This window comes from Actinomyces glycerinitolerans, assembly GCF_900098745.1.
GTDB classification, from domain to species: domain Bacteria; phylum Actinomycetota; class Actinomycetes; order Actinomycetales; family Actinomycetaceae; genus Actinomyces; species Actinomyces glycerinitolerans.
Genome location: NZ_FQTT01000001.1, coordinates 545,857 through 572,845, shown reverse-complemented (window position 1 = coordinate 572,845; position 26,989 = coordinate 545,857). Strand labels below are relative to the sequence as shown.

At 69.5% G+C, this 26,989-nt stretch carries 28 protein-coding genes; 24 read left to right on the top strand and 4 right to left on the bottom strand.

Translation table 11 applies throughout. From position 1 onward, the window contains the following. The 10 genes from rplO (at window position 1) to rplQ (ending at window position 7,428) form a co-directional block, all read left to right on the top strand. Window positions 1–474 carry a 50S ribosomal protein L15 gene (rplO, locus tag ACGLYG10_RS02405; protein WP_073327527.1) on the top strand — a complete coding sequence of 158 codons (474 nt, stop codon included), beginning with the start codon at window positions 1–3 and terminating at the stop codon, window positions 472–474. A gap of 507 nt (window positions 475–981) precedes the next feature. Further along, window positions 982–2,274, top strand: coding sequence for a preprotein translocase subunit SecY (gene secY / locus ACGLYG10_RS02400; RefSeq protein WP_073327526.1), 1,293 nt, complete (start codon window positions 982–984; stop codon window positions 2,272–2,274). After that, the gene (locus tag ACGLYG10_RS02395; protein ID WP_234416081.1) at window positions 2,271–2,855 is read left to right on the top strand and encodes an adenylate kinase; all 585 of its coding nucleotides are present in this window, start codon (window positions 2,271–2,273) and stop codon (window positions 2,853–2,855) included. The genes secY and ACGLYG10_RS02395 overlap by 4 nt, the downstream gene beginning before the upstream one ends. A 14-nt stretch (window positions 2,856–2,869) precedes the next feature. Beyond that, window positions 2,870–3,751: a type I methionyl aminopeptidase gene (gene map, locus ACGLYG10_RS02390; RefSeq protein WP_073327522.1), complete on the top strand. Its 882-nt coding sequence runs from the start codon at window positions 2,870–2,872 to the stop codon at window positions 3,749–3,751. A gap of 332 nt (window positions 3,752–4,083) precedes the next feature. Next, window positions 4,084–4,305 (top strand): translation initiation factor IF-1, encoded by a 222-nt coding sequence (gene infA / locus ACGLYG10_RS02380; protein ID WP_003781847.1) that lies wholly within the window; start codon window positions 4,084–4,086, stop codon window positions 4,303–4,305. Between the two features lie 33 nt (window positions 4,306–4,338). Further along, complete coding sequence (gene rpmJ, locus ACGLYG10_RS02375; RefSeq protein WP_073327519.1) at window positions 4,339–4,452, top strand: 50S ribosomal protein L36; 114 nt, start codon at window positions 4,339–4,341, stop codon at window positions 4,450–4,452. A 159-nt stretch (window positions 4,453–4,611) separates the two neighbouring features. After that, a complete protein-coding gene (rpsM, locus tag ACGLYG10_RS02370) occupies window positions 4,612–4,986 on the top strand; it encodes a 30S ribosomal protein S13 (RefSeq protein WP_073327517.1) in 375 nt (124 codons plus the stop codon). A gap of 57 nt (window positions 4,987–5,043) precedes the next feature. Next, the gene (rpsK, locus tag ACGLYG10_RS02365) at window positions 5,044–5,445 is read left to right on the top strand and encodes a 30S ribosomal protein S11 (protein WP_073327516.1); all 402 of its coding nucleotides are present in this window, start codon (window positions 5,044–5,046) and stop codon (window positions 5,443–5,445) included. 159 nt (window positions 5,446–5,604) lie between these two features. After that, complete coding sequence (locus ACGLYG10_RS02360; RefSeq protein ID WP_073327514.1) at window positions 5,605–6,606, top strand: DNA-directed RNA polymerase subunit alpha; 1,002 nt, start codon at window positions 5,605–5,607, stop codon at window positions 6,604–6,606. A gap of 30 nt (window positions 6,607–6,636) precedes the next feature. Next, window positions 6,637–7,428, top strand: a complete 792-nt coding sequence (rplQ, locus tag ACGLYG10_RS02355) for a 50S ribosomal protein L17, sunset domain variant (protein ID WP_073327512.1) — start codon at window positions 6,637–6,639, stop codon at window positions 7,426–7,428. Window positions 7,429–7,587: 159 nt separating this feature from the next. On the opposite strand, the gene ACGLYG10_RS02350 is transcribed toward rplQ, so the two are convergent. Beyond that, window positions 7,588–8,346 (bottom strand): ROK family protein, encoded by a 759-nt coding sequence (locus tag ACGLYG10_RS02350; protein WP_073327510.1) that lies wholly within the window; start codon window positions 8,344–8,346, stop codon window positions 7,588–7,590. A 600-nt stretch (window positions 8,347–8,946) separates the two neighbouring features. On the opposite strand from ACGLYG10_RS02350, the gene ACGLYG10_RS02345 reads away from it, so the two are divergent. The 6 genes from ACGLYG10_RS02345 to ACGLYG10_RS02320 all read left to right on the top strand — a co-directional run bounded on the left by ACGLYG10_RS02345 (window position 8,947) and on the right by ACGLYG10_RS02320 (window position 13,813). Beyond that, the gene (locus ACGLYG10_RS02345) at window positions 8,947–9,927 is read left to right on the top strand and encodes a tRNA pseudouridine synthase A (RefSeq protein ID WP_083565411.1); all 981 of its coding nucleotides are present in this window, start codon (window positions 8,947–8,949) and stop codon (window positions 9,925–9,927) included. Between the two features lie 320 nt (window positions 9,928–10,247). Then, window positions 10,248–10,691, top strand: a complete 444-nt coding sequence (gene rplM / locus ACGLYG10_RS02340) for a 50S ribosomal protein L13 (protein ID WP_073327509.1) — start codon at window positions 10,248–10,250, stop codon at window positions 10,689–10,691. Between the two features lie 40 nt (window positions 10,692–10,731). After that, the gene (rpsI, locus tag ACGLYG10_RS02335; protein WP_073327508.1) at window positions 10,732–11,223 is read left to right on the top strand and encodes a 30S ribosomal protein S9; all 492 of its coding nucleotides are present in this window, start codon (window positions 10,732–10,734) and stop codon (window positions 11,221–11,223) included. A gap of 132 nt (window positions 11,224–11,355) precedes the next feature. After that, complete coding sequence (gene glmM, locus ACGLYG10_RS02330) at window positions 11,356–12,714, top strand: phosphoglucosamine mutase (RefSeq protein WP_073327507.1); 1,359 nt, start codon at window positions 11,356–11,358, stop codon at window positions 12,712–12,714. Window positions 12,715–12,968: 254 nt separating this feature from the next. Further along, window positions 12,969–13,355 carry a DUF7718 family protein gene (locus ACGLYG10_RS02325; RefSeq protein WP_139240716.1) on the top strand — a complete coding sequence of 129 codons (387 nt, stop codon included), beginning with the start codon at window positions 12,969–12,971 and terminating at the stop codon, window positions 13,353–13,355. Beyond that, window positions 13,352–13,813 carry a hypothetical protein gene (locus ACGLYG10_RS02320; RefSeq protein WP_073327505.1) on the top strand — a complete coding sequence of 154 codons (462 nt, stop codon included), beginning with the start codon at window positions 13,352–13,354 and terminating at the stop codon, window positions 13,811–13,813. The genes ACGLYG10_RS02325 and ACGLYG10_RS02320 overlap by 4 nt, the downstream gene beginning before the upstream one ends. A gap of 82 nt (window positions 13,814–13,895) precedes the next feature. Here ACGLYG10_RS02320 and ACGLYG10_RS02315 read toward each other — a convergent pair whose 3' ends face one another. Next, entirely contained in the window at window positions 13,896–15,404 is a 1,509-nt protein-coding gene (locus tag ACGLYG10_RS02315) for an NAD(P)(+) transhydrogenase (Re/Si-specific) subunit beta (protein ID WP_073327504.1), read from the bottom strand. Window positions 15,405–15,408: 4 nt separating this feature from the next. Further along, the gene (locus ACGLYG10_RS02310; RefSeq protein ID WP_073327503.1) at window positions 15,409–16,965 is read right to left on the bottom strand and encodes a Re/Si-specific NAD(P)(+) transhydrogenase subunit alpha; all 1,557 of its coding nucleotides are present in this window, start codon (window positions 16,963–16,965) and stop codon (window positions 15,409–15,411) included. 281 nt (window positions 16,966–17,246) lie between these two features. Between ACGLYG10_RS02310 and ACGLYG10_RS02305 the strand changes: the two genes are divergently transcribed. The 4 genes from ACGLYG10_RS02305 to ACGLYG10_RS02290 all read left to right on the top strand — a co-directional run bounded on the left by ACGLYG10_RS02305 (window position 17,247) and on the right by ACGLYG10_RS02290 (window position 20,565). Then, window positions 17,247–17,879 carry an NADPH-dependent F420 reductase gene (locus ACGLYG10_RS02305; protein WP_083565324.1) on the top strand — a complete coding sequence of 211 codons (633 nt, stop codon included), beginning with the start codon at window positions 17,247–17,249 and terminating at the stop codon, window positions 17,877–17,879. A gap of 156 nt (window positions 17,880–18,035) precedes the next feature. Continuing rightward, entirely contained in the window at window positions 18,036–18,422 is a 387-nt protein-coding gene (locus ACGLYG10_RS02300; RefSeq protein WP_073327502.1) for a winged helix-turn-helix transcriptional regulator, read from the top strand. 2 nt (window positions 18,423–18,424) lie between these two features. Beyond that, window positions 18,425–19,672 carry a hypothetical protein gene (locus ACGLYG10_RS02295; RefSeq protein WP_139240714.1) on the top strand — a complete coding sequence of 416 codons (1,248 nt, stop codon included), beginning with the start codon at window positions 18,425–18,427 and terminating at the stop codon, window positions 19,670–19,672. A gap of 98 nt (window positions 19,673–19,770) precedes the next feature. Further along, window positions 19,771–20,565, top strand: a complete 795-nt coding sequence (locus tag ACGLYG10_RS02290; protein WP_073327498.1) for a hypothetical protein — start codon at window positions 19,771–19,773, stop codon at window positions 20,563–20,565. A 124-nt stretch (window positions 20,566–20,689) separates the two neighbouring features. Here the strand turns inward: ACGLYG10_RS02290 and coaA are convergent, their stop codons facing one another. Further along, a complete protein-coding gene (coaA, locus tag ACGLYG10_RS02285; protein ID WP_083565322.1) occupies window positions 20,690–21,712 on the bottom strand; it encodes a type I pantothenate kinase in 1,023 nt (340 codons plus the stop codon). A gap of 137 nt (window positions 21,713–21,849) precedes the next feature. On the opposite strand from coaA, the gene glmS reads away from it, so the two are divergent. The 4 genes from glmS to ACGLYG10_RS02270 all read left to right on the top strand — a co-directional run bounded on the left by glmS (window position 21,850) and on the right by ACGLYG10_RS02270 (window position 26,889). Further along, on the top strand, window positions 21,850–23,784 hold the full coding sequence (gene glmS / locus ACGLYG10_RS02280) for a glutamine--fructose-6-phosphate transaminase (isomerizing) (RefSeq protein WP_073327494.1): 1,935 nt from the start codon (window positions 21,850–21,852) through the stop codon (window positions 23,782–23,784). A 166-nt stretch (window positions 23,785–23,950) separates the two neighbouring features. Beyond that, window positions 23,951–24,547, top strand: coding sequence for a hypothetical protein (locus ACGLYG10_RS15735; RefSeq protein WP_139240711.1), 597 nt, complete (start codon window positions 23,951–23,953; stop codon window positions 24,545–24,547). Between the two features lie 44 nt (window positions 24,548–24,591). Beyond that, window positions 24,592–25,041 carry a hypothetical protein gene (locus tag ACGLYG10_RS02275; RefSeq protein WP_073327492.1) on the top strand — a complete coding sequence of 150 codons (450 nt, stop codon included), beginning with the start codon at window positions 24,592–24,594 and terminating at the stop codon, window positions 25,039–25,041. 126 nt (window positions 25,042–25,167) lie between these two features. Further along, complete coding sequence (locus tag ACGLYG10_RS02270; protein ID WP_073327490.1) at window positions 25,168–26,889, top strand: bifunctional ADP-dependent NAD(P)H-hydrate dehydratase/NAD(P)H-hydrate epimerase; 1,722 nt, start codon at window positions 25,168–25,170, stop codon at window positions 26,887–26,889. Window positions 26,890–26,989: the final 100 nt, after the last annotated feature.

The following is a 26,989-nucleotide window of genomic DNA, read 5'->3' as shown; positions in this document are numbered from 1 at the left end:
ATGGCTGACACGAAGAAGCACGAGGAGGCCGGGCAGGTCGTTCGCCTGCATGACCTCCGCCCCGCTCCGGGCGCCAAGAAGGCCAAGACCCGCGTGGGTCGCGGTGAGGCGTCCAAGGGTAAGACCGCCGGCCGTGGTACCAAGGGCACCAAGGCGCGGTACCAGGTTCGCCCCGGCTTCGAGGGCGGCCAGATGCCGCTGCACATGCGCCTGCCCAAGCTGCGCGGCTTCCGCAACCCGAACCGGGTCGAGTACCAGCCCGTCAACGTCGGGCGCATCGCCGAGCTGTTCCCCGAGGGCGGCCAGGTCGGCGTTGAGGACCTGGTAGCCAAGGGCGCGGTGCGCAAGGGCCGCCTGGTCAAGGTGCTGGGTGGCGGCGACGTCGCGGTCAAGCTCGACATCACCGCCGACGCCTGGTCCGACTCCGCCAAGGAGAAGGTCGAGGCCGCGGGCGGCACGCTGGTCGCGCGCTGACCACGGGGCCGGCCGTCGCCACGGCGGCGGCCGACACGCACAGCAAATGTCACGGCTCCGGCCGGGCCGGGGGAGACCCCGGCCCGGCCGGAGCCGTTCTGCTGACCACCCCTGACGTCCCACGCGTACGCCTCCGCCTCTCACGTGCGGGTTTGGATCTCGCGTACGCGTTCGGCTTCCACGTTCGGGTTCCGCTCCCACGTGCGAGTCTTGGAGCTTTCCCCGCGCCTGGTAGCCGAATATCTCCAAAACGCGTACGTGAGGCGGGAACTTGTGCGTTCGAGTAATCGACGGGTGTGCGTTTGGCGCGGCGGGCGCGGGACGGCGTGACCGATACCCCCTGAATACGGCGCCTCGGCGGGTGGCAGCATCTGCCGGGCGGGGTAGGGTAGCCCAGGGTTGCACCCTGGGTTTAACCCCGGGGACATCCCGAGCGTCTGCCGGCGCGTCATGAATGTCGACAGGCGCAGTGCCCGCGTCCGCAATCAGCCGCCCACAGGAGACCGAGTGTTCAGTGCGTTCATCCAGGCGTTCAAAACGCCGGACCTGAGGAGAAAGCTCCTGTTCACCTTGGGCATCATGGCCCTGTTCCGGTTCGGTTCCGTGCTGCCCACCCCCGGCGTGAACCTGGCCAACGTGCAGGTGTGCGTGGGGGAGGCCGAGGATGCGGGCCTGCTCGGCCTGATCAACATCTTCTCCGGTGGAGCGCTGCTGCAGCTGAGCGTATTCGCGCTGGGCATCATGCCCTACATCACCGCCTCCATCATCATCCAGCTGCTGCGCGTGGTGATCCCGCGCTTCGAGGAGCTGTACAAGGAGGGCCAGTCGGGCACCGCCAAGCTGACGGAGTACACCCGCTACCTCACGATCGGGTTGGGCGTGCTCCAGTCGGCCACAATCGTCGCCACCGCCGCGAACGGCAACCTGTTCACCGGCTGCTCGGTGGACGTCATCCCGAACGACTCCCCCCTGAACCTGGCGCTGATGATCGTCACCATGACCGCCGGCACCGGCCTGATCATGTGGCTGGGTGAGCTCATCACCGAGCACGGCATCGGCAACGGCATGTCCCTGCTGATCTTCACCTCGATCGTGGCGCGCATGCCGCAGAACCTGCTGTCCATCCTGGGCGGCTCCGGCGGCCTCTCCCGCTTCCTGGCCGTCGTCGCCGTCATCCTGGTGGCCACACTCGCGGTGGTCTTCGTAGAGCAGGCCACCCGCCGCATCCCGGTGCAGTACGCCAAGCGCATGGTGGGACGGCGCCAGTACGGCGGCTCCACCACCTACATCCCCATCAAGATCAACACCGCCGGCGTCATCCCGGTCATCTTCGCCTCCTCCCTGCTGGCCATGCCGCAGCTGATCGCCCAGTTCGGCTCGCCCACCAGTTCCTGGGTGCAGTGGATCGCCACCAACCTGCGGCAGACCGACACGGTCTACCTGGTGGGCTACGCCCTGCTGATCTTCGCCTTCACGTTCTTCTACACGGCCATCACCTTCAACTCCGAGGAGATCGCCGACAACATGAAGCGCTACGGCGGCTTCATCCCCGGCATCCGCGCCGGTGAGCCGACGGTGCGCTACCTCAGCTACGTAATCAACCGGATCACCGCGGCGGGCTCCGTCTACCTGGTGATCCTGGCCCTGCTGCCGACGCTCGCCGTCATCCGGCTGGGCCTGTCCCAGAATCTGCCGTTCGGCGGCACGACCATCCTGATCATGGTGGGGGTCGGCCTGCAGACGGTTAAGGAAATCAACTCTCAGCTGCAGCAGCGGCACTACGAAGGGTTCCTCTCATGAGCGCACGTATGGTCATCCTCGGTCCCCCCGGAGCCGGCAAGGGCACCCAGGCAGCCCGCATTTGCGAGCGCCTGGGCATCCCCGCCATCTCCACCGGCGACATCTTCCGTGCGAACGTCGCCGGCGGCACCGAGTTGGGCCGCCAGGCCAAGCAGTACATGGACGCCGGCGAGTACGTGCCCGACTCGGTCACCAACGCCATGGTCGCCGACCGGCTGGCCGCCGATGACGCCGCCGACGGCTTCCTGCTGGACGGTTACCCCCGCACCGAGGCGCAGGTGCACGAGCTGGACAGCATGCTCGCTGCCGCCGGCCTGTCCCTGGACGTGGTCCTGGAGATCACCGCGGACGCCGAGGTCGTGGTGCAGCGGCTGCTGGGGCGCGCCGCCGAGCAGGGCCGCACCGACGACACCGAACCGGTCATTCGTCGTCGCCTGGAGGTGTACGCGGAGCAGACCGAGCCGCTGGCCGCCCTGTACGAGCAGCGTGGGCTGCTGGTGCGCGCCGACGGCGTCGGCGCGCTGGATGAGGTCACCGACCGGATCATGAGCGCGCTCGCCACGCGCGGCGTCACCGCCTGAAGGGGACACCCGCCATGCTGACGCGCGAGCGGATTCAGCTCAAGACCCCGGACCAGCTGCGGCACATGCGCCGGGCCGGGCTCGTCGTCGCCGATATCCACGCCGCCCTGCGGGAGGCCGTGCGCCCCGGCGTCACCACCGCAGAGCTTGACGCCGTCTCCGCCGACGCCATCGCCCGCGGCGGCGCCCACTCCAACTTCCTGGGTTACTACGACTACCCGGCCACCGTCTGCATCTCCGTCAACGACGAGGTGGTCCATGGGATCCCGGGGGAGCGGGTGCTCGAGCCGGGCGACCTGGTCACCTTCGACTGTGGCGCCTACATCCTCGACGACGCCGGCACCCAGTGGCACGGCGACGCCGCCTTCACCACCGTGGTGGACGGCCGCTATACCTCCGAGTCCGATCGGCTGCTCGACACCACCACCCGGCAGGCCCTGTGGGACGCGATCGCCGCCGTCGCCCGTGCCGCCGCCGGAGAGACCGCTGGACGAGCCGCACGGCTTAACACGGTGGGTGACACGGTCGAGGCCACCGTCGCCGCGGTGAGCGAGCGCGAGGGGGTGCACCTGGGCATCCTGCAGGACTACGTCGGCCACGGCATCGGTACCGCCATGCACATGGCCCCCGACGTGCTCAACTATTCCGTCAAGCACAAGGGCCCCAAGCTCCGGGCGGGCATGGTGCTCGCCATCGAACCGATGCTCACCGCCGGTGGGCCCGAGGTCGATGAGCTCGACGACGGCTGGACCGTGGTCACGCGAGACGGTTCGCACGCCGCCCAGTGGGAGCACACGGTCGCGCTCGTGCCCGGCGGAGTGTGGGTGCTGACAGCCCCCGACGGGGGAGTGGAGGGCCTGGCCCCCTACGGCCTGGAGCCCAAGCCCCTGGACTGACTCCTCCGCTGTCCCGCGCCCGCGATCGCCGAGGTCGGTGGAAGTTACGTGCCGAGGTCGGTCGTGCCGGGAGCGAGGCGGGGCCGGCGACGCGCCGGAGTCGAGGCGCGCAGTGTGTCGGGAAACACCGCCGGATAATGCCCCTCCGCGGTGGTCAGCCGCGGCGGGTTTGCCGTATCGTTGGCGATCGGCGCGTCCAGGACGCGGTGCCATACCATTTTGCCCGCCGGCTCACCGGCTTCCCGCAAGGTGGGGTGGCGCGTCCAGCGCACCATGCCGGCGGCGTCGTCGCCGGAGGGAGTATCCAGCGAGAAAGCAACCGACGGAGGAACATGGCTAAGAAGGACGGCGTCATCGAGGTCGAGGGATCGGTCGTCGAGGCCCTTCCGAACGCGATGTTCCGGGTCGAGCTGAGCAACGGGCACGTCGTGCTCGCGCACATCTCGGGCAAGATGCGGCAGCACTACATCCGCATCCTGCCGGAGGACCGCGTGGTCGTTGAGCTCAGCCCCTACGACCTGTCGCGTGGCCGCATCGTCTACCGGTACAAGTGACAGTCCTCCCTGCCGGGAGGACGGAGGAACAACATGAAGGTCAAGCCGAGCGTCAAGAAGATCTGTGACAACTGCAAGGTGATTCGTCGCCACGGCAAGGTCATGGTCATCTGCGACAACCCGCGGCACAAGCAGCGTCAGGGCTGACACCCGCGCGTCGCCGGCCTGGGGTCGGCGGCAAAACAACTCAGCACTCACCCCAGTGGCGCCTCGCGCCACCACCCCCGGTTCCTGGAGGCCGGGGCCACCGGAAGGCGGTGGAGGGGATGGGTGACGACCTCCGGGAGCACACAGGAGAACCACACAGTGGCACGCATTTCCGGCGTCGACCTGCCTCGCGAGAAGCGAGTAGAGGTCGCGCTCACCTACATCTACGGGATCGGACGCACCCGCGCCCAGAAGACCCTCGAGGCCACCGGGGTCAACCCGGACACCCGGGTCAAGGACTTGACGGAGGACGAGCTGGTCGCGCTGCGCAACCACATCGACTCCAGCTACCAGGTCGAGGGCGACCTGCGTCGTGAGGTCCAGGCGGACATCCGCCGCAAGATTGAGATCGGCTCCTACCAGGGCCTGCGCCACCGCCGGCACCTGCCGGTCCGCGGCCAGCGCACCAAGACCAACGCCCGCACTCGCAAGGGCCCCAAGCGCACCGTGGCCGGTAAGAAGAAGGCCAAGTAACCAGTCGTTATCCGGGCGCCGCAGGCCCGGAACTAGACCTCACTCGAAGAAGGAAGCATGCCCCCTAAGACTCGTTCCACCGCGCGCAAGCCGCGCCGCAAGGACCGTAAGAACGTCACCCACGGTCACGCCTACATCAAGTCCACCTTCAACAACACCATCGTGTCCCTGACGGACCCCAACGGCGCCGTCATCGCCTGGGCCTCCTCCGGCCAGGTCGGTTTCAAGGGCTCGCGCAAGTCGACGCCGTACGCCGCTCAGCTCGCCGCCGAGGCTGCCGCCCGCCGCGCCCAGGACCACGGCATGAAGAAGGTCGACGTGTTCGTCAAGGGCCCCGGCTCCGGCCGCGAGACCGCGATCCGCTCCCTCCAGGCCGCCGGCCTCGAGGTCGGCTCGATCACCGACGTGACCCCGCAGGCGCACAACGGCTGCCGCCCGCCGAAGCGGCGCCGCGTCTGAGGCTCGACCCTGCGGTCGGCGCCTCCCCACAAAAGCTGGGGGCGACGTCGGCCATTGGCTCCGCCCGGACAGGACGGGCCGGCCGCCGACGCGTGTCGGCGGCCAACACCATGAGGAACGGCGTCATATAGCGGGCGCCGCGACGAAAGGAAACCCCTAGTGCTCATTGCACAGCGACCCACACTCTCCGAGGAGGTCATTGAGGAGGACCGCCGCTCGCGGTTCATCCTCGAGCCCCTCGAGCCCGGCTTCGGCTACACGCTCGGAAACTCCCTGCGTCGCACGCTGCTGTCCTCCATCCCGGGCGCGGCCGTGACCTCCGTCCGCATTGAGGGCGTGCCCCACGAGTTCCGCACCATTGCCGGGGTCAAGGAGGACGTCGCCCAGATCATCCTGAATATCAAGGAGATCGTCCTGTCGTCCGAGAACGACGAGCCGGTGGTCATGTACCTGCGCAAGTCCGGACCGGGCGTCGTCGTCGCCGGCGACATCACCCCGCCGGCGGGCGTGGAGATCCACAACCCCGAGCTGGTGATCGCCACTCTCAACGAGAAGGGCAAGCTGGAGATCGAGCTGACGGTCGAGCGCGGCCGCGGCTACGTGTCCGCCAACCAGAACAAGGACCCGAACGCCGAGATCTCGCGTATTCCGGTCGACTCCATCTACTCACCGGTCAAGAAGGTCTCCTACGCGGTGGAGGCCACCCGTGTGGAGCAGCGCACGGACTTCGACCGCCTGGTGGTGGACGTGGAGACCAAGGCCTCCATGACCCCGCGCGACGCGCTCGCCTCCGCCGGCAAGACGCTGGTTGAGCTGTTCGGGCTGGCCCGTGAGCTCAACGTCGAGGCCGAGGGCATCGAGGTCGGCCCCTCGCCGATGGATCAGGCCCTGCAGCAGGATCTGGCCATGATGATTGATGAGCTGGACCTGCAGGCCCGCTCCTCCAACGCCCTCAAGCGCGAGGGCATCCACACCGTCGGTGAGCTCGTCGCGCGCAGCGAGGCTGACCTCCTCGACATCCGCAACTTCGGTGCCAAGTCGATCTCCGAGATCAAGGACAAGCTGGCCGAGCTCGGGCTGTCCCTCAAGGGGTCCCCGGTCGACTACGCCCCGGAGGGCGACTACACCAACCCCACCTTCAGCGACGAGCAGCAGGCCTGACGCCAGCTCGCCATTCCACTAGGAGACAACATGCCTCGCCCCACCAAGGGTCCCCGGCTGGGCGGATCCCCCCAGCACGAGCGCCACATGCTGGCCAACCTGGCCACGCAGCTCATCATCCACGAGTCGATCACGACCACGGAGGCCCGCGCCCGGCGCCTGCGGCCCTACGTCGAGAAGCTCATCACCAAGGGCAAGCGCGGCGACCTTCACGCCCGCCGCACCGTGATGAAGAAGATGACGGACAAGTACGCCGTCTACCGCCTCTTCGACGAGATCGCCCCGCAGATGGCCGACCGCGACGGCGGCTACACCCGCATCATCAAGACCGCGCCGCGCCGAGGCGACAACGCCCCCATGGCCCAGATCTCGCTGGTGCTGGAGCCGGTCGCCAAGAAGGCCGTCGTCGACGACGCCGTCCGCACCGCTAAGCGTGCGGCCGAGCAGGCCGTGGCCGAGGTTGAGGAGGCCGCCGCCGAGGTCGAGGCCGAGGAGACTCCGGCCGACGACGTCGCCGAGGTTGCCGCGGAGGAGACCGAGGCCGCTGACGAGACCGCCGCCGCTGCTGACGAGGCCGCTGTCGACGAGACTTCCGGCAAGCCCGTCTACGCCGGCTCGGTGCGCCTGGAGAAGGGCTCCACCGAGGCGCCCGACGCCGACCACGAGGTCAAGGGCAACGAGGACTCCATGAAGTACCACGTCCCCGGCTCCCGCTGGTACGACAACACGGTGGCCGAGGTCTGGTTCGCCTCCGCCGAGGACGCCGAGGCCGCGGGCTTCGCCCCCGCCGGCGGTGCCGCCGCGCAGAAGGTCAAGAAGTGAGCCGGTCCCGGTAGGGTCTGAGCGCTGGTGGGCCGCAAGGCTCACACAAATAAGGGAGGGCCGGTCGCCGCGAGGTGACCGGCCCTCCCTGCGTCTCAGCGTCGGGCGTGCGGAGCCGGAGGCGGTAGCGGGGCGGGGCCGTCGGGCGGGACGGGGCCGTCAGGGCCGGGCCATCTCCCAGCAGCGGGCTCCGCCGGTCATGCCGGCCTCGTTGGGCACGACGACGACGTCGTCGCCGATCTTGTCGAGCTGGAAGGCGGTGATGCGGCGGGAGTTGCCGCCGCCCAGGTAGAGCCGGTCCCACATGTACATGGGGCGCAGTGCCTCGACCACGCGCCGCACCCGCCGCGACCAGTGGGCGTCCCCCAGGCGCAGGCGCTCATGCTCACCGATGTAGTCGTCATAGGTCAGCCCCCAGCGGACCGGCCCCTGGGAGACCTCCACGTGCGGGGCGAGCACGCCGTTGTCGAAGACGGCGTTGCCCAGACCCGTCCCCAGGGTCACGATCATCTCCAGGCCGTGGCCGGTGACGACGCCGGCGCCGGCCACCTCGGCGTCGTTGAGCACCAGCACCGGGCGGCCGAGGGTCTCCTGTAGTCGCCCGCCCATGTCGAAGCGCGCCCAGGCCTCCACCAGCTCCGGCAGGACGCGGGAGCAGGGGCCGTCCTTGGTGATGTAGTGGGGGGTGGCGATGACGACCCCGTGGCGGATCATGCCGGGCATGCCGACGGTCACCCGGTCGGCGGGCGGCAGCTGATCGGCCAGGTCCTTGATGGTGTCCACCAGCAGTTCCGGCGGCAGCGGGTAGGGGGTGGGAGTGCGCAGGGCGCGGGAGATGATGGCGCCATCGGCGTCGAGCACGGAGGCCTTGATGCCGCCGCCGCCGCAGTCGACGCTGAGCGTGGTCGTAGTGGTCACGCCCCGACGCTACCGCCTTGGCCGCGGCCGACGCAGTTTCCCGTCCGCGTCGGTCGATGCGCCCGTGCTCACGAATCGCGCCTGACCCTGCCAAGGCAAACTCGTCGCCGGCCAATACGTTGAGCGCCAGCTTCGTCAAGTGCCGCTGTTCGTCAGCCAGGCGACCGACTACCATGCGAGCCCACGCAGTTCGGGGAATCGCCCTTCCCAAAGCGTGACGATTCGCTGGTCGAGGTTCAGAGTCGGCCACAGTGCCACGAGCCGGTTGCGGTTGATGAACCTCCGCTGGTCGTCCGCGGTCCCTTCAGCGAGAACAGCCTGGTAGACGATCTGCGCGGATAGTTCCTTTGTCCCTGGGTGTGCGCGCCGGGGAGTGGGGTTGTGCTCTTGCAGGTGTCGGGCTGTGCTGCTGTTTGCTGTTGCACGACCTTGGTGACGTTGCACGACCTTGGGGTGCATTCCACGACCACCCCGGGGTCGTGCAAAACACCCCAAGGTCGTGCAACGCGGCCCAGGGTCGTGCAAGTGAGACGCGGCCCGACGTCTAGCACCGAGGCGGACGGGTGAAGGCAGCACCCGGGCTGTGGTCTCATGGTTGCCATGACCGATGCCGAGCCCACGCGCGATGCGGACCCCACGTACGACGCCGACCCCACCCGCCCCGACACGGTGCGCGTGCGCCTGGACCTCGCCTACGACGGCACCGGCTTCCACGGCTGGGCAGCCCAGCCCGGCCTGCGCACCGTCGAGGGCGTGCTGACCGACGCCCTGGCCACCGTGCTGCGCGCTCCGGTGCGGCTGACGGTGGCCGGGCGCACCGACGCCGGCGTGCACGCGAGTGGGCAGGTCGCCCACCTCGACGTGCCCGTCGCAGCCTGGCGCGCCCTGCCCGGACGCTCCACGCGTACCCCCGAGCAGGCGCTGCTGGACCGGCTGGCCGGCGTGCTGGCCCGCGAGGCCCAGGGCGGCCCAGCCCCAGCCCCGCGCGGCGCCGGCGACCTCGTGGTCCACGGCGTGCGCGTGGTCCCCGCCGCCTTCGACGCCCGTTTCTCCGCCCTGACCCGCCGCTACCGGTACCGGATCGCCGACGGCGGCCCCGCCGGCGCCCCGCGCGACCCCGCCCGCCGCGGCCAGGTCCTGTGGGTGAACGAGCGGCTCGACGTCGACGCCATGCAGACGGCCGCCCACCCCCTGCTGGGCGAGCACGACTTCCTGTCCTACTGTCGCCCCCGCGAGGGCGCCACCACCATCCGCACCCTGAAAGAGCTCTCCTGGCGGCGTGTGCCCGCCGACGCCCCCGGCCCCGACGGCGGCCTGGTCACCCTCACCGTCGTCGCCGACGCCTTCTGCCACTCCATGGTGCGTTCCCTGGTGGGCGCCGCCCTCGAAGTCGGGACCGGACGCCGCGACGTCGACTGGCCCGCCCGGCTGCTGGCAGCCCGCAGTCGAGGCCGGGCCGCGCCGGTTGCTCCGGCCCATGGGCTCACCCTGGAAGCCGTCACCTACCCGGCCGACGCCGAGCTGGCCGCACAGGCCGAGCGGGCCCGCACCCTGCGTCGGGCGCCGAACTGCTGCGACTGACCGCGCGGCTGATGGTGCGGTCAGTCCCGGGCGCCGGTCCCGTCGGCAGGCGCCCCTGGTTCCGCTGCACCGTCGGCGAGCGGCACAGCGGCGTGTCAGGTTTCACGGCCGCCCGGGTGCCGGCGGCTTTGACCGTCCCCGAAGCCGCCGGTAGGGTAGGGGATCGTCGTGCAGCACGCGATCACGCTTGTGGTGCCATCCCACTCGCCACTTGCGGCCGGTGCTCCGACCACCTCATCTGACCATGGCGGTCCCGCCGGATGCCAGCGCCTGCGTTGTGTCCGCGTGTCCGCCCGCCAAGAGAAACGAAGGCAACGCCAGTGCGCACGTACACACCGAAGCCCGGCGACGTCAAGAAGAACTGGTACGTCATTGACGCCAGCGACGTCGTGCTCGGCCAGCTCGCAGCCCAGGCTGCAACCCTGCTCCGTGGGAAGCACAAGCCGCAGTTCGCGCCGAACGAGGACTGTGGCGACTACGTCGTCATCATCAACGCCGACAAGGTCGTCCTCACCCGCGGCAAGGCCGACAAGAAGTTCGCCTACCGCCACTCCGGCTACCCGGGCGGCCTGACCGCCGTCTCCTACCGGGAGCTGCTGGCCACCCACCCCGAGCGGGCCGTCCAGAAGGCCATCAAGGGCATGCTGCCCCACACCCGCCTGGGGCGCGCCCAGCTGAAGAAGCTGAAGGTGTACGCCGGTCCGGAGCACCCGCACGCCTCCCAGAACCCGCAGAGCTACCAGCTCACCCAGGTCACCCAGTAAGCGCTCCAGCGCCCGGCACCCGACAAGCAAAGGACACATCGTGGCTGAGACCACCGTCGACATCGACGCGCTGGACGAGGACAACGCCCCCGCCAGCTACACCACCGAATCCACCCCCACCGAGGGACGCGGCCAGTCCATCACCGCCCCTGGCATGGGACTCGGCCGCCGCAAGGAGGCCGTCGCCCGCGTCCGCCTCATCCCCGGCACCGGCCAGTGGAAGATCAACGGCCGCACCCTGGAGGACTACTTCCCCAACAAGCTGCACCAGCAGCTCGTGCGCGCCCCCTTCACCATCCTCGAGCTCGAGGGCCGCTTCGACGTCATCGCCCGCATCAACGGCGGCGGCATCTCCGGCCAGGCCGGCGCCCTGCGCCTGGGCATCGCCCGCGCCCTGAACGAGATCGACCGTGAGGCCAACCGTCCGGCCCTGAAGAAGGCCGGCTTCCTCACCCGTGACGCCCGCATTGTGGAGCGCAAGAAGGCCGGTCTGCACAAGGCCCGCCGCGCCCCGCAGTACTCCAAGCGCTGACCGCGGCGGCGCCCCCTCCGGGGTGCCCCGAAGCGCATATTTCACGTCGGTGGCCGTCTTCCTTCGGGGAGGCGGCCACCGGTTTGCGCTCCGGCGTGGAATGATGGGGTCGTCTACCCACAGGAGGATCCCATGTCACGACTCTTCGGCACCGACGGCGTCCGCGGACTCGCCAACGAACTGCTCACCCCTGATCTCGCAGTCAGCCTCGGCCGGGCCGCGGCCAGCGTCCTGGTCGGCTCGGACGACTCCCCCCACCGGCTGGGCCGCCGCCCCCGCGCCGTCGTCGGCCGCGACACCCGCGCCAGCGGCGAGTTCCTCGACCACGCCATCAGCGCCGGCCTGGCCGCCTCCGGCATGGATGTCACCCGCGTCGGCGTGCTGCCCACCCCCGCCATCGCTCACCTGACCGCCAGCCAGGACGTCAGCCTCGGCGTGGTCATCTCCGCCTCCCACAACCCCTTCCCTGACAACGGCATCAAGTTCTTCGCCCGCGGCGGCTACAAGCTCGAGGACGCCGTGGAGGACCGCATCGAGGCGGCCTTGAACGAGGACCTGCCCCGCCCCACCGGCGCCGCCGTCGGTCGCGTCATCAAGGGCGAGACGGTCGCCGACCAGACCTACATCAACCACCTGGTGGACTCCGTAGCCACCGACCTGTCCGGCCTGCGCATCGTGGTGGACGCCTCCAACGGCGCCGCCAGCAACGTCGGCCCCGCCGCCCTGCGCTCCGCCGGCGCCGAGGTCATCGCCATCAACGCCTCCCCGGACGGGCTGAACATCAACGCCGACTGCGGTTCCACCCACCCCGAGCAGCTGCAGGCGTACGTGCGCAGCGTCGGCGCGGACATGGGGGTCGCCTATGACGGGGACGCCGACCGCTGCATGGCCGTGGACGCAGACGGCAACCTGGTGGACGGCGACCAGATCATGGGCCTGCTGGCCGTGGGCATGAAGGCCGACGGCACGCTCGGCTCCGACACGCTGGTGGTCACCGTCATGAGCAACCTGGGCCTGATCCTGGCCATGCGCGAGCACGGCATCCGCATTGTGCAGACCGGCGTGGGCGACCGCTACGTGCTGGAGAAGATGCTGCAGGGCGGCTACACCCTCGGCGGCGAGCAGTCCGGGCACGTCATCGACACCATCCACGCCACCACCGGTGACGGCGTGCTCACCTCGCTGCGTGTGGCCGCCCGCATGAAGCGCACCGGCAAGTCCCTGGCCGAGCTGGCCAGCATTGTGCAGCGCCTGCCGCAGACGCTCATCAACGTCCCCGGCGTGGACAAGGCCGCCGCCGGCACCAACAAGGCGGTGCAGGACGCCGTCGCCGACGCCGAGAAGCAGCTGGGGGAGACCGGCCGAGTGCTGCTGCGCCCGTCGGGCACCGAGCCGCTGGTGCGCGTGATGGTGGAGGCCGCCAGCCAGGAGGAGGCCGACCGCGTGGCCGCCGGCCTGGCCGCCGTCGTTAAGGACAACCTCGCGCTGTGATCGCGCGGCCCGGGAGACCGGGTCGTCCACGGCTTTCATGCGTATGTGTGCCCCGCCAGGAATATCGGGCGGGGCACACATACGTCTGGGGCAGGCGGCGAGCACCGGTGATGCTGGCCGCCCCAGCCCGCACGGTTTTCAACAGGTTGCGGTTATGGCGGTCCACCGTACGACTGTCCACAGGTCGTCGTCCTTGTAAACGTGCTCCGCTGTAGCTTTGCCACACAGGAGAGCAACAGCAGGGTGGAGGGGACATGGACTTGCCAGACGGTGGATACCGTCCTCCGCCGAGTCATGTGTGTGAGGACGAGACCTACCCGCTAGACGTGGTGCTCGGCGGCGTGGTGGGAACTCATCGGATACTCGTACGTTTGAGGACATACCGGGGGAGGCTTGTCGACTACGCGCTCCAACATGAGTGGCGCAGTGAGTGGGGAGGCGACTGGAAGCCGGTGTTTCGGATCGACACGCGCCATGGCTGCATCCATTCCCACCAGTACCACCGGGATGGGGCTCGTGAGACGCGTCCCATCCAAGCCTTGGGCAGAAACGACCGTGCCATACTGGAAGAGTCCTACGAGACGTCGTATACGCAGGTATTCGACTGGATGGAGCAGCACTTCAGGAGCTGGCAGAGATGAGCGGCACCAAGACGACGCGGCGCGATGCGGCGCGCGCCGTGGGACTCTTCCTCGGCACGCCCGAGGGGCGGGAACTGTTTGCGCGCAACCACTACGTCAGTGAGACCAGGATACTTGCGGTTCCCGAATCCGAGCCCTTCGACTCCGTGCTCTCCGATCACCTCGACCATGGCGCCGACACCATAGTCGCCGTGTTCTTTCCTGATCGTCGGGGCGACGAGCGTTTCGGGTTCTTGAAGTGGGAGATGCCTGCAACAGACTTGCGTGAGGACTGGAGCGCGGAAGACGCGATAACGTTGGGGCGCGGCTCCGCTGGTCACACGTCGTCTATCGGCGCCGTTGTGGACATGATGAAAGCGCAGCGTTTTACCTGGCTCGGCCCGGAGCGTCGACTTCCCGCGCCGGAGGTGTCGGCGCTGCTTAAGCGCCTGTCCGCTAGGGCCTTCGCCGCCGCCTGACGAGGGACTTAGACGGACGACCGGGCCCGCGCCGTTCAACGGCGCGGGCCCGGCACAATTTGGGGGAGTTCAGTGCACGTGCTCACTCCATGGCGCGGATGACCGCCTCCACGGTCTCCTTCGCGTCGCCGAAGAGCATGGAGGTGTTGTCCTTGAAGAACAGCGGGTTCTGCACGCCGGCGTAGCCGGTGGCCATGGAGCGCTTGAACACCACGACCTTGGCGGCATCCCAAACCCGCAGCACCGGCATGCCGGCGATGGGGGAGCCGGGCTCCTCCGCGGCGGGGTTGACCGTGTCATTCGCACCGATGACCAGCACCACGTCGACGTCGGAGAAGCTGTCGTTGACCTCGTCCATCTCCAGCACCAGGTCGTAGGGGACCTTCGCCTCCGCCAGCAGCACGTTCATGTGCCCGGGCAGGCGGCCGGCCACGGGGTGGATGCCGAAGGTGACGTCCACGCCCTCCCCGCGCAGCATCTCCGTCAGCGTCGCCACGGGGTACTGGGCGTGCGCCACGGCCATGCCGTAGCCGGGGGTGATCACCACGCGCTTGGCGTCCTGCAGCGCCCGGGCGACGGCGCCCACGTCGGTCTGCTGGATGGTGCCCTCCTCGCCCGCGGCGGGGGCGGCGACCGCGCCCTCGGTGCCGTAGCCGCCCAGCAGCACGGACACGAAGGAGCGGTTCATGGCCTGGCACATCAGGTAGGACAGGTAGGCGCCGGAGGAGCCCACCAGTGCGCCGGTGATGATCAGCAGGTCGTTGTTGACCATGAAGCCGGTGAAGGCGGAGGCCCAACCGGAGTAGGAGTTCATGATGGCCACGACCACGGGCATGTCACCGCCGCCGATCGCCACCACCAGGTGGGCGCCCAGGGCCAGGGCGATCACCGTCATCACCGCCAGGCACACCCAGGCCGCCGTCGACCCCGGCGGCAGCAGGATGAAGGCGACCATGAGTACGAGGCTGACCAGCAGAGCGGCGAGATTGAGCTTATTGCGCCCCGGCAGGGTGATCGGGCGGCCCGGGACACGCCCGGCGAGTTTGAGCGCCGCCAGCACCGAGCCGGTGAAGGTCACGGCGCCGACGAACACGCCCAGGAACACCTCACCCAGGTGGAATCCTCCCAGCAACTCCGACATCGCATCGGGGGAGGCGTAGGAGCTGTAGCCCACCAGTACGGCGGCCAGACCTACCAGCCCGTTCAGGACCGCGATCAGCTGCGGCATGCCGGTCATGGCTACCCGCCCGGCCAGCAGCATGCCGATCACGGCGCCGATGCCGAGGGCCAGGGCGATCAGGATGGCGGTGGTGACCACGCCCTGTCCGGGGTCGGAGGTCAAAGCCAGGCCGATGGCGGCCGCGACCGCGACCACCATGCCGACGGCGCCGGCGATGTTCCCGGCGACCGCGGTCTCGTGCCGGGACAGTCCGGCGGCGGCGGCGATGAACAGTACCGCCGCGGCGACGTAGGCCAGGGCCACCGGCGAGGGCAGGGTCAGGCCGACGGCGTCGGCGGAGGCCGCAGGGGACACGGCCGACAGAGCCGCTGGCGTGAATGCGGGCAGGGAGACAACAGCTGCGCAGGACATGCCCTCACTCCTTCCTGAACATGGCGAGCATGCGGTTGGTGACCGCGAAGCCGCCGAAGACGTTGATGGACGCGAGCAGGATCGCGATGAAGGCGACGGCGCTGATCGCCGGGTTGGCGTTGCCGACCTGCGAGATGGCGCCGAGCAGGATGATGCCGGAGATCGCATTGGTCACCGACATCAGCGGCGTGTGCAGTGCCGGGGTCACGTTGGAGATGACGTGGAATCCCAGGATGACCGCCAGGGCCAGCACGATGTAGTGGCTGGTGGCGGCCGCGGGGGTGACCAGCACCAGGACGGCGACTGCGACGGCGGCCAGCGCGAGGCCGATGGTCATGCGCCGGCGTGAACGGGCCCGGGCGGCGGCCTGGGCCTCGGCGTCGGCGGAGGCATCGGGGGCCGGCTCGGGGGTCGGGGCGGCCGGCGCCTTGGGGGCGGCCGAGACCGCCACGGGCGGCGGCGGCCACAGCAGTTCGCCGGCCTGGCACACGGTGATGGCCCGCACCACCTGGTCGTCCAGGTCCAGGGTCAGGTCGCCGTCCTTGGCGGGGGTGACCAGGGTAAGCAGGTTGAGGATGTTACGGCCGTACAGCTGGGAGGCCTGGGCGGGCAGGCGCTCGGCCAGGTCGGTGTAGCCGACGATGGTCACACCGGAGTCGGTGGTGACCACCTCACCGGGCACGGTCAGCTCGGTGTTGCCGCCGTTGGCGGCCGCCATGTCCACGATCACCGAACCGGGCTGCATGGCGTCGATCGCGGCGCGGTCCAGCAGCAGCGGGGCGCGGCGGCCAGGGATGTTCGCCGTCGTGATCACGATGTCCGCGGCGGCGGACTGTTCCGCATACAGGGCGTTCGCCAGCGCCGCCTGGTCGGTACTCATCTCCTTGGCGTAGCCGTCGGCGGACACCTCCTGGGCGGTGGGCACGGGTACGAACTCGGCCCCCACCGACTTGACCTGGTCGGCCACCTCCGGGCGCACGTCGGTGCCCTTGACTACGGCGCCCAGGGAGTAGGCGGTGCCGATGGCGGCCAGGCCGGCCACGCCCGCGCCGATCACGTACACGGAGGCGGGCGGGAACTTGCCGGCGGCGGTCACCTGGCCGTTGAGCAGGCGGCCGAAGTGCGCGGCGGCCTCGATGACGGCCCGGTAGCCGGCCAGGTTCGCCTGGGAGGAGAGCACGTCCATGCTCTGTGCCCGGGAGATGCGCGGCACGGTGTCGATTGCCAGGGCGGTGAGGGAATGGTCCTGCAGGCTCTGCACGAGCTCGGGATGGCGGGCGGGGTCGAGCCTTCCGATGAGGGTGGCGCCCGGGTGCATGAGGTCCAGCTCGGCGTCGTCGGGCGCATAGGCGGTGACGACGACGTTGCAGCCCCAGGTCTCGGCGCGGTCGGCGAGCTGCGCGCCTGCCTCTTCATAGGCGGCGTCGGGGAACTGGGCCGGTGCCCCGGCTCCCCGCTGGACGACGACGTCGTAGCCCAGACGGATCAGCTGTTCCACTGTCTGCGGCGTGGCCGCGGTCATAGAGCGGTCCGGAGGCTGGCAGGGGATTCCAAGACGCATAGAAGCTCCTTTCAGCGGGCGCACCCGATGGCGCGGCGGCGACCGCGGGTTGGGGAATACGGGCGCGCGTGGTGACTCACGCAACAGTAGAACGCGTCGGGGTGGGTGTCACGCGGCGTCTCACCGCCGCGGGCCTTGAAGCGGCGCGAAGCGGTGGCCGGCGAGCCGCCCGCCTCAGTGGGAGATGTGGCTCGACTCACTTAAAAGCTCTCTTGCGGGAAGTGAGTTACCGAGAGAGAGTAATACCCGTCGGAACCACCGCACGCAGTAAGGAGAACATCGTGGCTGCTGCATCCCTCCCGTCCGTTACCGTCTTCGGAGCCGGTGCCATCGGCTCCGCCGTCGCCCAGCTCGCCGTCAAGGCCGGCGCCTCCGTCCAGGTGCTTGCCCGTGACGCGGCGAAGGCCGCCGCTGCGGCCGACGGCGCCACCGCCGGAACCATCGGCGACGCCGTCACCGGCGACCTGGTCGTCCTGGCACTGCCCTACCCGGCCATCGCCGAGGTGCTGTCCGCCTACCCCGCGGACGCCTTCGCCGGCAAGATCGTCGTCGACCCCTCCAACCCGATCGACTTCGCCACGCTCGACTCCGTCGTCGCCCCCGGCTCGTCGGCCGCCGCGGAGGTTGCCGAGCGCCTGCCCGGAGCGCAGGTCGTCAAGGCCTTCAACACGAACTTCGCCGCGACCCTCGCCGCCGGCACCATTGCCGGTGAGCCGGTCACCGTCTATGCCGCCGCGGACAGCGAGGACGCCAAGGCGACCCTGCGCGCTCTCGTGGAGGCGGCCGGCCTGGCCTATGTGGACGCCGGAGCGCTCAAGCGGGCGCATGAGCTGGAGGCCATGGGTGCGCTCCAGATCGGCCTGGCCCTGAGCGAGCAGGTCGCCTGGACCGGAGGCTTCGCCGTCATCAAGTGAACCCGCCCGCCGGGCAAACCACTAACCGTGTGACGCGTGCGCCCGCCGTCCCCGACTCGGGGCGGCGGGCGCAGCCCTGTACGCTGTACCTTTCTCAGGGGCCGGTAGAATCCCATTGTTCGGGTTCCGACGGCGGGGCGAAGGGAGGAACGGCGCATGAGTGCGACAGGTGAGGGCGAGCACGCCTACAACCCCTACAGCCGGTCCTGCCCCTCGCGACGCCTGTTGCGCGAGCTCGGTGAACTGTGGAGCGTGCTGGTCATCGGCGCCCTGTACGAGGGGCCGCTGCGCTTCACCGAGATCTCCCGGCGCGTGGACGGTATCTCCACCAAGATGCTCACCCAGACGCTGCGCGCCCTGGAACGCGACGGCCTGGTCAGGCGCGAGTACTACACCGAGACCCCGCCGCGGGTCACCTACGAGTTGACCGCACTGGGGCGGGACCTTGCCGACGTCATGGACGCCCTGGAGAAGTGGGCCGTCGGGCACATGGACGACGTGCTCGCCGCCCGCGAGGCCTACGACGCCGAACGCGCGGACTAGCCATGTTCCACAGGCCCCGACCGGCTCTCAACCAGTACGACGCCGGCACCTCCACTGCGTCACGAGCGGTGCCACCGCCCGAGCGCATCGTGGCGCGCCCAAACCGTCGGGCTCGCACCAGAGGCTGCCTGATCGTCTTCATGGGGCTGCTGCCGATCGCCGCCGGCATAGCGGTGTTGGCGATCGGAGAGATCGAGGGCGGCCTGCTCCTGGTCACCATCGGGGTGCTGGTGGTCTTCCTCGGCACGGCGCCCTGGCGGGAGTACACGATCTTCGACGCCGACGGCATTCACTCCCACACCACGCTGCGTGACATCGACGCCCCCTGGCCCGACTCGCGTGCGGCCTTCGTCGTACGTCAGGCGTACGGGAAATACTTCAATACGGCGTATGTCGTTGCTCCATCGACTGTGGGCAGCTTCAAGCTGGCAGCGCCACGAGTGGTCGGTGGCTTCGTCGGCGACATCAGGGCTCAAGTGGAGACGGAGGTCGACGAGATCTGGGCCTGGGCGGTTGACCGCGGCTACGTACCTGGCGCCGCCCGGCATCGGGGCCATAAGCGGCGCAGGAGGCGCAAGGCGACCGCGCCCGGACGCCCAATGAACAGCCGGGGAGATGCTCCCGCTGCGGAGGTCTTCGACGACGCGGAGTCGCAATGGCAGAAGCCCGTGGTGTTCTCCGCCTGGTCCGGGCAGCGCTGGGAGATCATCTGGCACATTCTCGGCACCCTCGCGCTCGGCGGCGGCGGTGTGGGCTACGCCTTCTACACGCTCAGTCGGAGCGGCATTGACTCCGTGGCCGGCAAGCTGGGTTTCGCAATCGGGCTGCTCATGTTGATTGTCGCGGTGCGGGTATTGCCAGATCTCCTTGAAACCGCCCGTGCCCGCCTGACCGTGTACGCGGAGGGCATCGATTATTTCAGCGGCATGTACTCCTTCTGGATCGACTGGCCCACTTCGCGCTCGTCCATCTTCGTCGCGGAGACCGAGGAGTATCGCAGGACTGTGGTGGAGGTGAGAATCCTCGCCGCCGAGGGCCTGTCCGTATCGGTTCCGGGACTGCGGTGGTTGGGAGGCGGCGATCGCGCGCTTCTGGCTGCTGCGGCGGCGGCCGACTCCATTTGGGAAATGGGCGTCGCCTCCGGCTTCGCGGTGGACGATGGTGGCTACCAGCCGGCCGCCGACCCGGAGTGCGAACGCCGACGCGTCGCCGTCGCGCGCCGGATCGAGTACCTCAATGCCCAGGGATGAACCGAGTCATCGTAGTTTCGGCTCGAGGCGAGCCGTGCGAGGTTACGCGCGGCGGCGCCCTCGAAGTCGGCGGGTCGACCCAGATTTCGGAGTCGCTGGTGCGTCGGCCGAGTCCCTTCACCTACGTCTTCGGCGGCTTCTTCGCGCTGTTGGGGGCCATATTTCTGACAATCGGCTCCCGGTTGCTCGCCTTCGGCGTGTCCGTGGCGCCGTTCGCCGTGGCCGGTGTCGCAGGCGCGGCAGTGCTGATGATCGGTGGGGGCCTGGTGCCTCCGCTCAGATTTCGCACGGTCTTCGATGCCGCCGGCATTAACTCCCGGGGCGTGCTGCGGACGATTCACCTGCCCTGGCCCGACTCGCGTGTCGGATTCATCGTCGCCGTAGCCGATGTCGGCAAGGGCGGCAAGCGCGGCCCGGTGGCCCTGGTCGAGGTGGGAGCGGCGGGCCACAGGGTGCGGCTGTCCGCTCCACGCCTGTCGTCCCAGAGGGCCGAAGACCTGCGCTTGCGACTCGAGGCCGAGGTCGATGCGATCTGGGTCTGGGCGCTGGCCCGCGGCTACGCCCGCGAGACGATGCCCGCCCTGCAAGGCGCAGATCCCCATCTCGCGCAGGCCGCACCGCCACTGGTAACGGCACCGCGCGCCCTGCCGGTCGACCGGACACTGCTTGCCCGCGAGCCCCTGGTCCTCAAGGACCAGCCGAGCTGGCTGGACTGGTGTGGACTAATCCCCAACACCGTCATCCTGGTGTTGCTATGCATCGTGGCGCTGCCGGCGGTGCTCGGCCCGGAGCGGATGCCGCAGGCCTTTGCCGGCGTATTCCGGGAGGACGGGACGCTGCGCCGCGCCAACGATCGGCGGATCGCCTACCTCACGTCCCGCGGCATCATGTAGGAAATCGGATACCTTCGGCCCACGCTGACATCGGTCCGTCGCGGGTGGGTGCGGGCGGTTGCCGGTTGCGGGATGCTCCGCCCGAGTCCGCCCCGACCCGCCCCAGCCAACCGACCATGGGCGTTCAGGCCTTGCGCAGCAGCACCCGGCTCATGTGATGGTCGGCGTCCTTGTGCAGCACGAGGGTGGCCCGTCCCCGGGTGGGGGCGATGTTCTCCCGCAGATTCACCAGGTTGACGCTCTCCCACACCTCGTTCGCCGCCGCCAGCGCGATGTCGTCCGGGATGGCCTGGTAGCGCCGGAAGTAGGAGTCGGGGTCCTTGAAGGCCGTGTGCTTGAGCGTCAGGAAGCGGTCCAGGTACCAGCGGCGGATGTCCTCCGGGTCGGCGTCCACATAGATGGAGAAGTCGATGAAGTCGCTCACCGCCAGCGCCGACGCCACCGTGCGCTCATCGTTGCCGGGGGAGTGGCGCACCCGCGGGGCGGGCTGGAGCACATTCAACCCCTCCAGCACCACCACGTCCGGCCGCTCAATCACGAGTTTCCTGCCCGGCACGATGTCGTAGACGGTGTGCGAGTACACCGGCGCCTCCACCCGCGGCGCCCCGGACTTCACCGCGGTGACGAACTCCAGCAGCGCCTTCTGGTCGTAGGACTCCGGGAAACCCTTGCGGGCGGTCAGTCCACGCGCCTCCAGGACGGCGTTGGGCAGCAGGAAGCCGTCGGTGGTGACCAGGTCCACCCGTGGGGTGTCCGGGAAGCGGGCCAGCAGGTGGGCGAGCAGCCGCGCCGTCGTCGACTTGCCAACCGCAACCGAGCCGGCCACGGCCACCACGAACGGCGTGGGGCGTTCATCCACCCCCAGGAAGTCGGCGGTGCGGCGGGCGCGCTCGCGGGCGGTGGTGATGAAGTGCTCCAGCAGTGCCGTCAGCGGCCGGTAGACCACATCCACCTCCGGCAGGTCGATCGGATCACCCAGGCCGCGCAGCTTCTCCAGGTCCGCCTGGGTCAGCGGCAGCGGCGCGGCGGAGGCGAGCGCGCGCCACTGGTCGCGGTGCAACTCGATGTACGGCGAGGGGGGCGTCCCGGGCCGGGACGTCAATGCCGCAGAGGATGCGGGGATGTTCACCGCACCAGTGTGACGCATTGTTACCTCATAGGCACGTGTGGGTGCCGCCAGGAGGCTGTGATGCCGCATCTCTCACCGGGCCGCCGGTCGATTTCTGCGCGCGTTCACGGCGCGGGCGTTGAATCGGGAGGGGGATTGGTGGTTCTATCGGGCACATGTGTGGAATCGTCGGCCACGTCGGCCCCCTGACCCCGTCAACCGCCTCGTCCGCCCCCGGCTCCGGCCGCTCCCTGGAAGTGCTGCTGGACGGACTCTCGCGCCTGGAATACCGCGGCTACGACTCTGCGGGCGTCGCCCTGGTGCGGCCCGACGGCGTCGAGCGCCTCACGACCGTCAAGGCCGCCGGCAAGCTCGACAACCTGCGCGCCGCCTTGGACGCGGCCGCGCCTGCGCCGGCCACCGCCGGCATCGGGCACACCCGCTGGGCCACGCACGGCGGCCCCACCACCGAAAACGCCCACCCGCACCGGGCGGGCTCCTTGGCCGTGGTGCATAACGGCATCATTGAGAACTTCCGGTCCCTGCGCGCCGAGGTGGAGGCCGCCGGCCGCACCCTGCTGTCCGCCACCGACACCGAGGTGGTCGCCCACCTGCTCGACCTCGACTTCACCGACCGGCTCGCCGCCGCGGGCGAGGCCGGCACCGTGGACCCGGACGCGGCCGCCGCGTTGTTGGTGGAGTCCATGCGCGCCGTCACCGCCCGCCTGGAGGGCACCTTCGCGCTGCTGGCCGTCACCGAGCTCGCCCCCGGTGCGATCGTCGCCGCCCGCCGCTCCAGCCCGCTGGTGATCGGCCTGGGCGAGGGGGAGAACTTCCTCGGCTCGGACGTGGCCGCCTTCGTCGCCTTCACCACCCACGCCGCCGAGGTCGACGACGACCAGGTGCTGTTGCTGACCGCCGACTCCGTCACCGTGTGGGACGCCGCCGGTGACGTCGTCACCCCGCGCCAGTGGGAGGTCTCCTGGGATGCGTCCGCCGCCGTCAAGGGCGGGTACGACACCTTCATGGACAAGGAGATCCACGACGAGCCCACCGCCGTCGCCGAGACCCTGCTCGGGCGCGTCGACGACCGCGGTGAACTGGTCCTGGACGAGATGCGCATCGACCCGGCCGTGCTGCGCAGCATCGACAAGATCATCGTCGTCGCCTGCGGCACCGCCGCCTACGCCGGGCACGTCGCCAAGTACGCCATCGAGCACTGGTGCCGCATCCCGGTGGAGATCGAACTCGCCCACGAGTTCCGCTACCGCGACCCGATCGTGTCGGAGAAGACCCTGACCGTGGCCATCTCCCAGTCGGGGGAGACCATGGACACCATCCAGGCGGTCCGCCACGCCCGCGAACAGGGCAGCCGGGCGCTGGCGATCGTCAACACCTACGGCTCCACGATCGCCCGCGAGGCCGACGCCGTCCTGTACACCCACGCCGGCCCGGAGGTGGCGGTGGCCTCCACCAAGGCCTTCCTCGCCCAGATCACCGCCTGCTACCTGCTGGGCCTGTACCTGGCGCAGCTGCGCGGCAACAAGTGGCCCGACGAGGTCGCCGACTACCTGGAGAATCTCGGCAAGATGCCCGCCAAGCTCGAGCGCCTGCTCGCCGAGCAGGAGGACAGTATCCGCGAGCTCGGGGCGCAGCTGGCCGACCAGACCTCCTTCCTGTTCCTGGGACGGCACGTCGGCTACCCGGTGGCGTTGGAGGGGGCGCTGAAGCTGAAGGAGGTCGCCTACGTGCACGCCGAGGGCTTCGCCGCCGGCGAGCTCAAGCACGGTCCCATCGCCCTGGTGGAGGACGGGCTGCCGGTGTTCGTCATCGTCCCCACCCCGCGGCGCCCCGTCCTGCATGACAAGGTCATCTCCAATATTCAGGAGGTGCGCGCCCGCGGCGCCCGCACCATCGTCATCGCCGAGGAGGGCGACGAGGCGGTCACCCCCTTCGCCGACACCGTCATCCGCATCCCGGCCACGCCGACCCTGATGTGGCCGCTGCTGACGGTGGTGCCGCTGCAGATCTTCGCCTCCGCGCTGGCCAAGGCCAAGGGACTGGACGTCGACCAGCCCCGCAACCTGGCCAAGTCCGTCACCGTGGAGTAGCGCTCATGAATGGGGCTCCAGCGTCTGCCAAGAAGCAAATGCAGAGGGCTGGGTTGATGTAACGATTCGCATAGCGACTTGCCAAGACTATCGCCTGTGGTTGAACTCACGTTCAAGCGGTGAATCGAATTGGATGCGCCCAGTCCCCGGATAGGTAGGAGTCGTCATGCGTGTTGTCGGCCGCATTCCCCGTAGGTCCTTGGTTTTGTCTGCTGGCATCGTTGTTGCCGCTTCGCTGTCACCTGATGCGGTGGCGGCAGGCCGATCGGATTTGCTCCAACCGGTTGAGACAAGTTCCAAGGTCATTGTTCCGACTGAGCCTATCGAGGTTGACGGCGTGCTTCTAGGGGCTGAGGAGGGGCTGCGGCTATACTCATTTGAGGGTGAGTTTGTCTCCGGGGGTCAGAACCAATTGAATGCCTCTACGGCTTCTCCGGCAGGGTATGCTCCTTATGAGAGCAAGAAGATTTCGTGGGGCGCGTCTTATGTGCGCAACGAGCAGATTGCGCTTCTATCCTATCGTGGCTCGACGTATGCGGCGGCCAACGTATATGCCGGTAAGCGTATTATTTGTACCGTGATTAAATACAGAAGGTCTGGAAAGGAGCTTGCTTCTGCAACGTCGAATGCGCGTGTGGTATCGGGCCGTTGGGCGGCTGGGTACGTCAAGGTGGCGCTCGCGCGTGACAACCTCACGATCAATGGGGTGAAGACGGAATGGGCTTATGATTACTACGGAATTGCGCCGGGCGTGACCCCCTGAGGATTGCTATGTCTGTTTCATCTTCTATCGCAGAGCCACGGCGGATGCGGCTTGTCTTCGTCGCCGCGCTCCTGCATGCCCTGCTTGTCGCCGGCGCCATGGTGTATCTGTATCTGCTGGTCGGTGAGGTCTACGCCACCGAGCCCTCGCTCAGATTCCCGCTTCTCGCATCCGTGCTGGTCACCGCAATACCTCTGCCCTGGTTGGTCGCATGCCTGCTCGTCGCGGGATACGCGTGGAGAGCAATGCATGGCGAAACCCGCAGGCCCGAGATGCTGTTGCAACGAGTGCGGCCACTGCTGGCGGTCCAAGCCGGTGCGGCCCTGCTCATTCCGCCGTTCATCGGCTGGCTCGAGGATGTGGGGCACATAGCCGTCGCCGGGGCCTCGTTGTTCGTTGCCAGCCTGGCGCTGCTCGCCTGGGCGTTGACAGGTGTCGTCTCAGCGGAGACCGAAGCCCATTCCGACAACGGGGCCGTTCTCGAGCGGCGTTAGTGACACGGTGTCTTCCAGACGGTGGGCGTGCTCCAATCACTGTTCCGGGCGGATCCGACATGGCTCGCCTACGTGGCGTGGCGGCATATGCGGACCAGGGACTGGCAAATGTACAAGAATTAAGCCGTGAGTCAGCTTCTCCCAACTGAAAACGCCTACCCGGCCCGTGCCGTCGCCGACGCGGAGGCGCCGCTGACCGCGGGCACCGACCGCTACATGCATGCCGCCGCCCACGCCCTGGCTCGGGCGGCGGTGGAGGAGCTCCGCGGTATGCGCGGTGCCGTGCCCGGAGCGCGCGTGCTGCTGCTTGTGGGTGGCGGTCACAACGGCGGCGACGCCCTGCTGGCCGGCGCCCTGCTGGCGCGCCGCGGCTGCGCCGTCACCGCCGCCCCCGCTGCCGAGATATCCCGGCTGCACGCCACGGCTCTGGCGGACGCCTGCGCCGCCGGCGTGCGTCTCGCCGCTGATCCAATGGCCGCGGCCCGCGCAGCCGCGGGGGGAGCGGCCGGAGCCGACCTGGTGGTCGACGGGCTCACCGGCATCGGCGCCACGGGGCCGTTGCGTCCGGCCGCGGCCGCGCTCATCGCTCCGCTGTGCGCCGCCGGGGATCCGGGGGAGCGGCCCTTCCGGGTGCTGGCCGTCGACCTTCCCTCCGGCGTCGGCGTGGACGACGGCACCCTGCCCGGCCCCGCGCTGGCCGCCGACCGTACCGTCACCTTCACCTGCTTCAAGGCAGCCCACCTGGCGCCGCCGGCGGCGCCCCGGTGCGGGCGCGTGGACGTGGTCGACCTGGGACTGCCGGTGCCGGATGCGGCGGTGTTGGCGTGCCGGCCCGCGGATGCAGAACTGGGTCGCCTGCTGCGCGTGCCCGGGGACCGCGACCACAAGTACACCCGGGGCGTGGTCGGGCTGTGGGCCGGCAGCCAGACCTATCCGGGGGCCGCGGTGCTGGCCGCGTCGGCGGCGGTGCGCACGGGCGCCGGCATGGTGCGGTTGGCGGCGCCGGCGCGGGTGGTCGACCTGGTGCTCGCCCGCCGCCCCGAGGTCGTGCCCGCCGACGGACGCTGTCAGGCGCTGGTGCTCGGCCCCGGCACCGACCCCGCCGACGCCCCACGCGCCGCCGAACTCGACGCAGCGTTGGGACGGGTGCTGGGTGAGGCCGGCGAGCCGGTTGATGCGGTGATTGATGCCGGGGCGCTGCCCCTGCTCGCCGCCCGCATTGCCACCGGTGGTCGCTGCATGCCGCGGCAGGTGCTCACCCCACACGCCGGGGAGGCCGCCGCCCTGCTCGGCGCGCTGGGGGAGCAGACCCCGCGGGAAGCGGTCGAGGCCGCCCCGGCCGCCGCGGCGCGGCGCCTGGCGGAGCTGACCGGCGCCACCGTGCTGCTGAAGACCACGCCGACACTGATCGCCTCCCCGGGCGGGACACTGCTGTCGGTCGACTCCGGCCCGGGCTGGTTGGCCACCGCCGGCAGTGGGGACGTACTGGCCGGAATCATCGGTGCTCTACTGGCGGCCCGCCGGGCCGATGCCGAGAACGGCAAAGCCGTCGGCGGCGAAGATGTGCAGGCCGAAGCCCCGGCCCGCTGCGCGGCCCTGGGGGTGCGGCTGCATGCGGTCGCGGCAGCCCGGGCGGCGGGCCTGGTTGACGCCAGCCCCGCAGTCACGGCTGGAGCCGGCCGGCTGTTTGCGTGCTCGGGACATCCGCTTGCCGCACTGGACCTGACCGAGGCGATCCCGGCCGCCTGGAATCACCTCTGGAGCATCGGCCCGCACCGAGCCTTGAACTCGCCGCGCGCCGGTACCGCACCTGGGCACGCCTGCCGCGGGAAAAATGTCCATCCGTGACCAGTTTGCCGTTGTTGCGGCTGCTCGGCCTCCGAGGCAATCCGAGATTTCCCCGTTCTGGAGCCGTTTGTCTGCGGCTCACCAAGGGACTTGCTCCTGA

Bases quoted from the DNA above. Each gene is read 5' to 3' on its own strand.
- rplO (WP_073327527.1), top strand. From the start codon at position 1: ATGGCTGACACGAAGAAGCACGAGGAGGCCGGGCAGGTCGTTCGCCTG.
- ACGLYG10_RS02395 (WP_234416081.1), top strand. From the start codon at position 2,271: ATGAGCGCACGTATGGTCATCCTCGGTCCCCCCGGAGCCGGCAAGGGC.
- map (WP_073327522.1), top strand. From the start codon at position 2,870: ATGCTGACGCGCGAGCGGATTCAGCTCAAGACCCCGGACCAGCTGCGG.
- infA (WP_003781847.1), top strand. From the start codon at position 4,084: ATGGCTAAGAAGGACGGCGTCATCGAGGTCGAGGGATCGGTCGTCGAG.
- rpmJ (WP_073327519.1), top strand. From the start codon at position 4,339: ATGAAGGTCAAGCCGAGCGTCAAGAAGATCTGTGACAACTGCAAGGTG.
- rpsK (WP_073327516.1), top strand. From the start codon at position 5,044: ATGCCCCCTAAGACTCGTTCCACCGCGCGCAAGCCGCGCCGCAAGGAC.
- rplQ (WP_073327512.1), top strand. From the start codon at position 6,637: ATGCCTCGCCCCACCAAGGGTCCCCGGCTGGGCGGATCCCCCCAGCAC.
- ACGLYG10_RS02345 (WP_083565411.1), top strand. From the start codon at position 8,947: ATGACCGATGCCGAGCCCACGCGCGATGCGGACCCCACGTACGACGCC.
- glmM (WP_073327507.1), top strand. From the start codon at position 11,356: ATGTCACGACTCTTCGGCACCGACGGCGTCCGCGGACTCGCCAACGAA.
- ACGLYG10_RS02325 (WP_139240716.1), top strand. From the start codon at position 12,969: ATGGACTTGCCAGACGGTGGATACCGTCCTCCGCCGAGTCATGTGTGT.
- ACGLYG10_RS02320 (WP_073327505.1), top strand. From the start codon at position 13,352: ATGAGCGGCACCAAGACGACGCGGCGCGATGCGGCGCGCGCCGTGGGA.
- ACGLYG10_RS02315 (WP_073327504.1), bottom strand. From the start codon at position 15,404: ATGTCCTGCGCAGCTGTTGTCTCCCTGCCCGCATTCACGCCAGCGGCT.
- ACGLYG10_RS02310 (WP_073327503.1), bottom strand. From the start codon at position 16,965: ATGCGTCTTGGAATCCCCTGCCAGCCTCCGGACCGCTCTATGACCGCG.
- ACGLYG10_RS02300 (WP_073327502.1), top strand. From the start codon at position 18,036: ATGAGTGCGACAGGTGAGGGCGAGCACGCCTACAACCCCTACAGCCGG.
- ACGLYG10_RS02295 (WP_139240714.1), top strand. From the start codon at position 18,425: ATGTTCCACAGGCCCCGACCGGCTCTCAACCAGTACGACGCCGGCACC.
- coaA (WP_083565322.1), bottom strand. From the start codon at position 21,712: ATGCGTCACACTGGTGCGGTGAACATCCCCGCATCCTCTGCGGCATTG.
- glmS (WP_073327494.1), top strand. From the start codon at position 21,850: ATGTGTGGAATCGTCGGCCACGTCGGCCCCCTGACCCCGTCAACCGCC.
- ACGLYG10_RS15735 (WP_139240711.1), top strand. From the start codon at position 23,951: ATGCGTGTTGTCGGCCGCATTCCCCGTAGGTCCTTGGTTTTGTCTGCT.
- ACGLYG10_RS02275 (WP_073327492.1), top strand. From the start codon at position 24,592: ATGCGGCTTGTCTTCGTCGCCGCGCTCCTGCATGCCCTGCTTGTCGCC.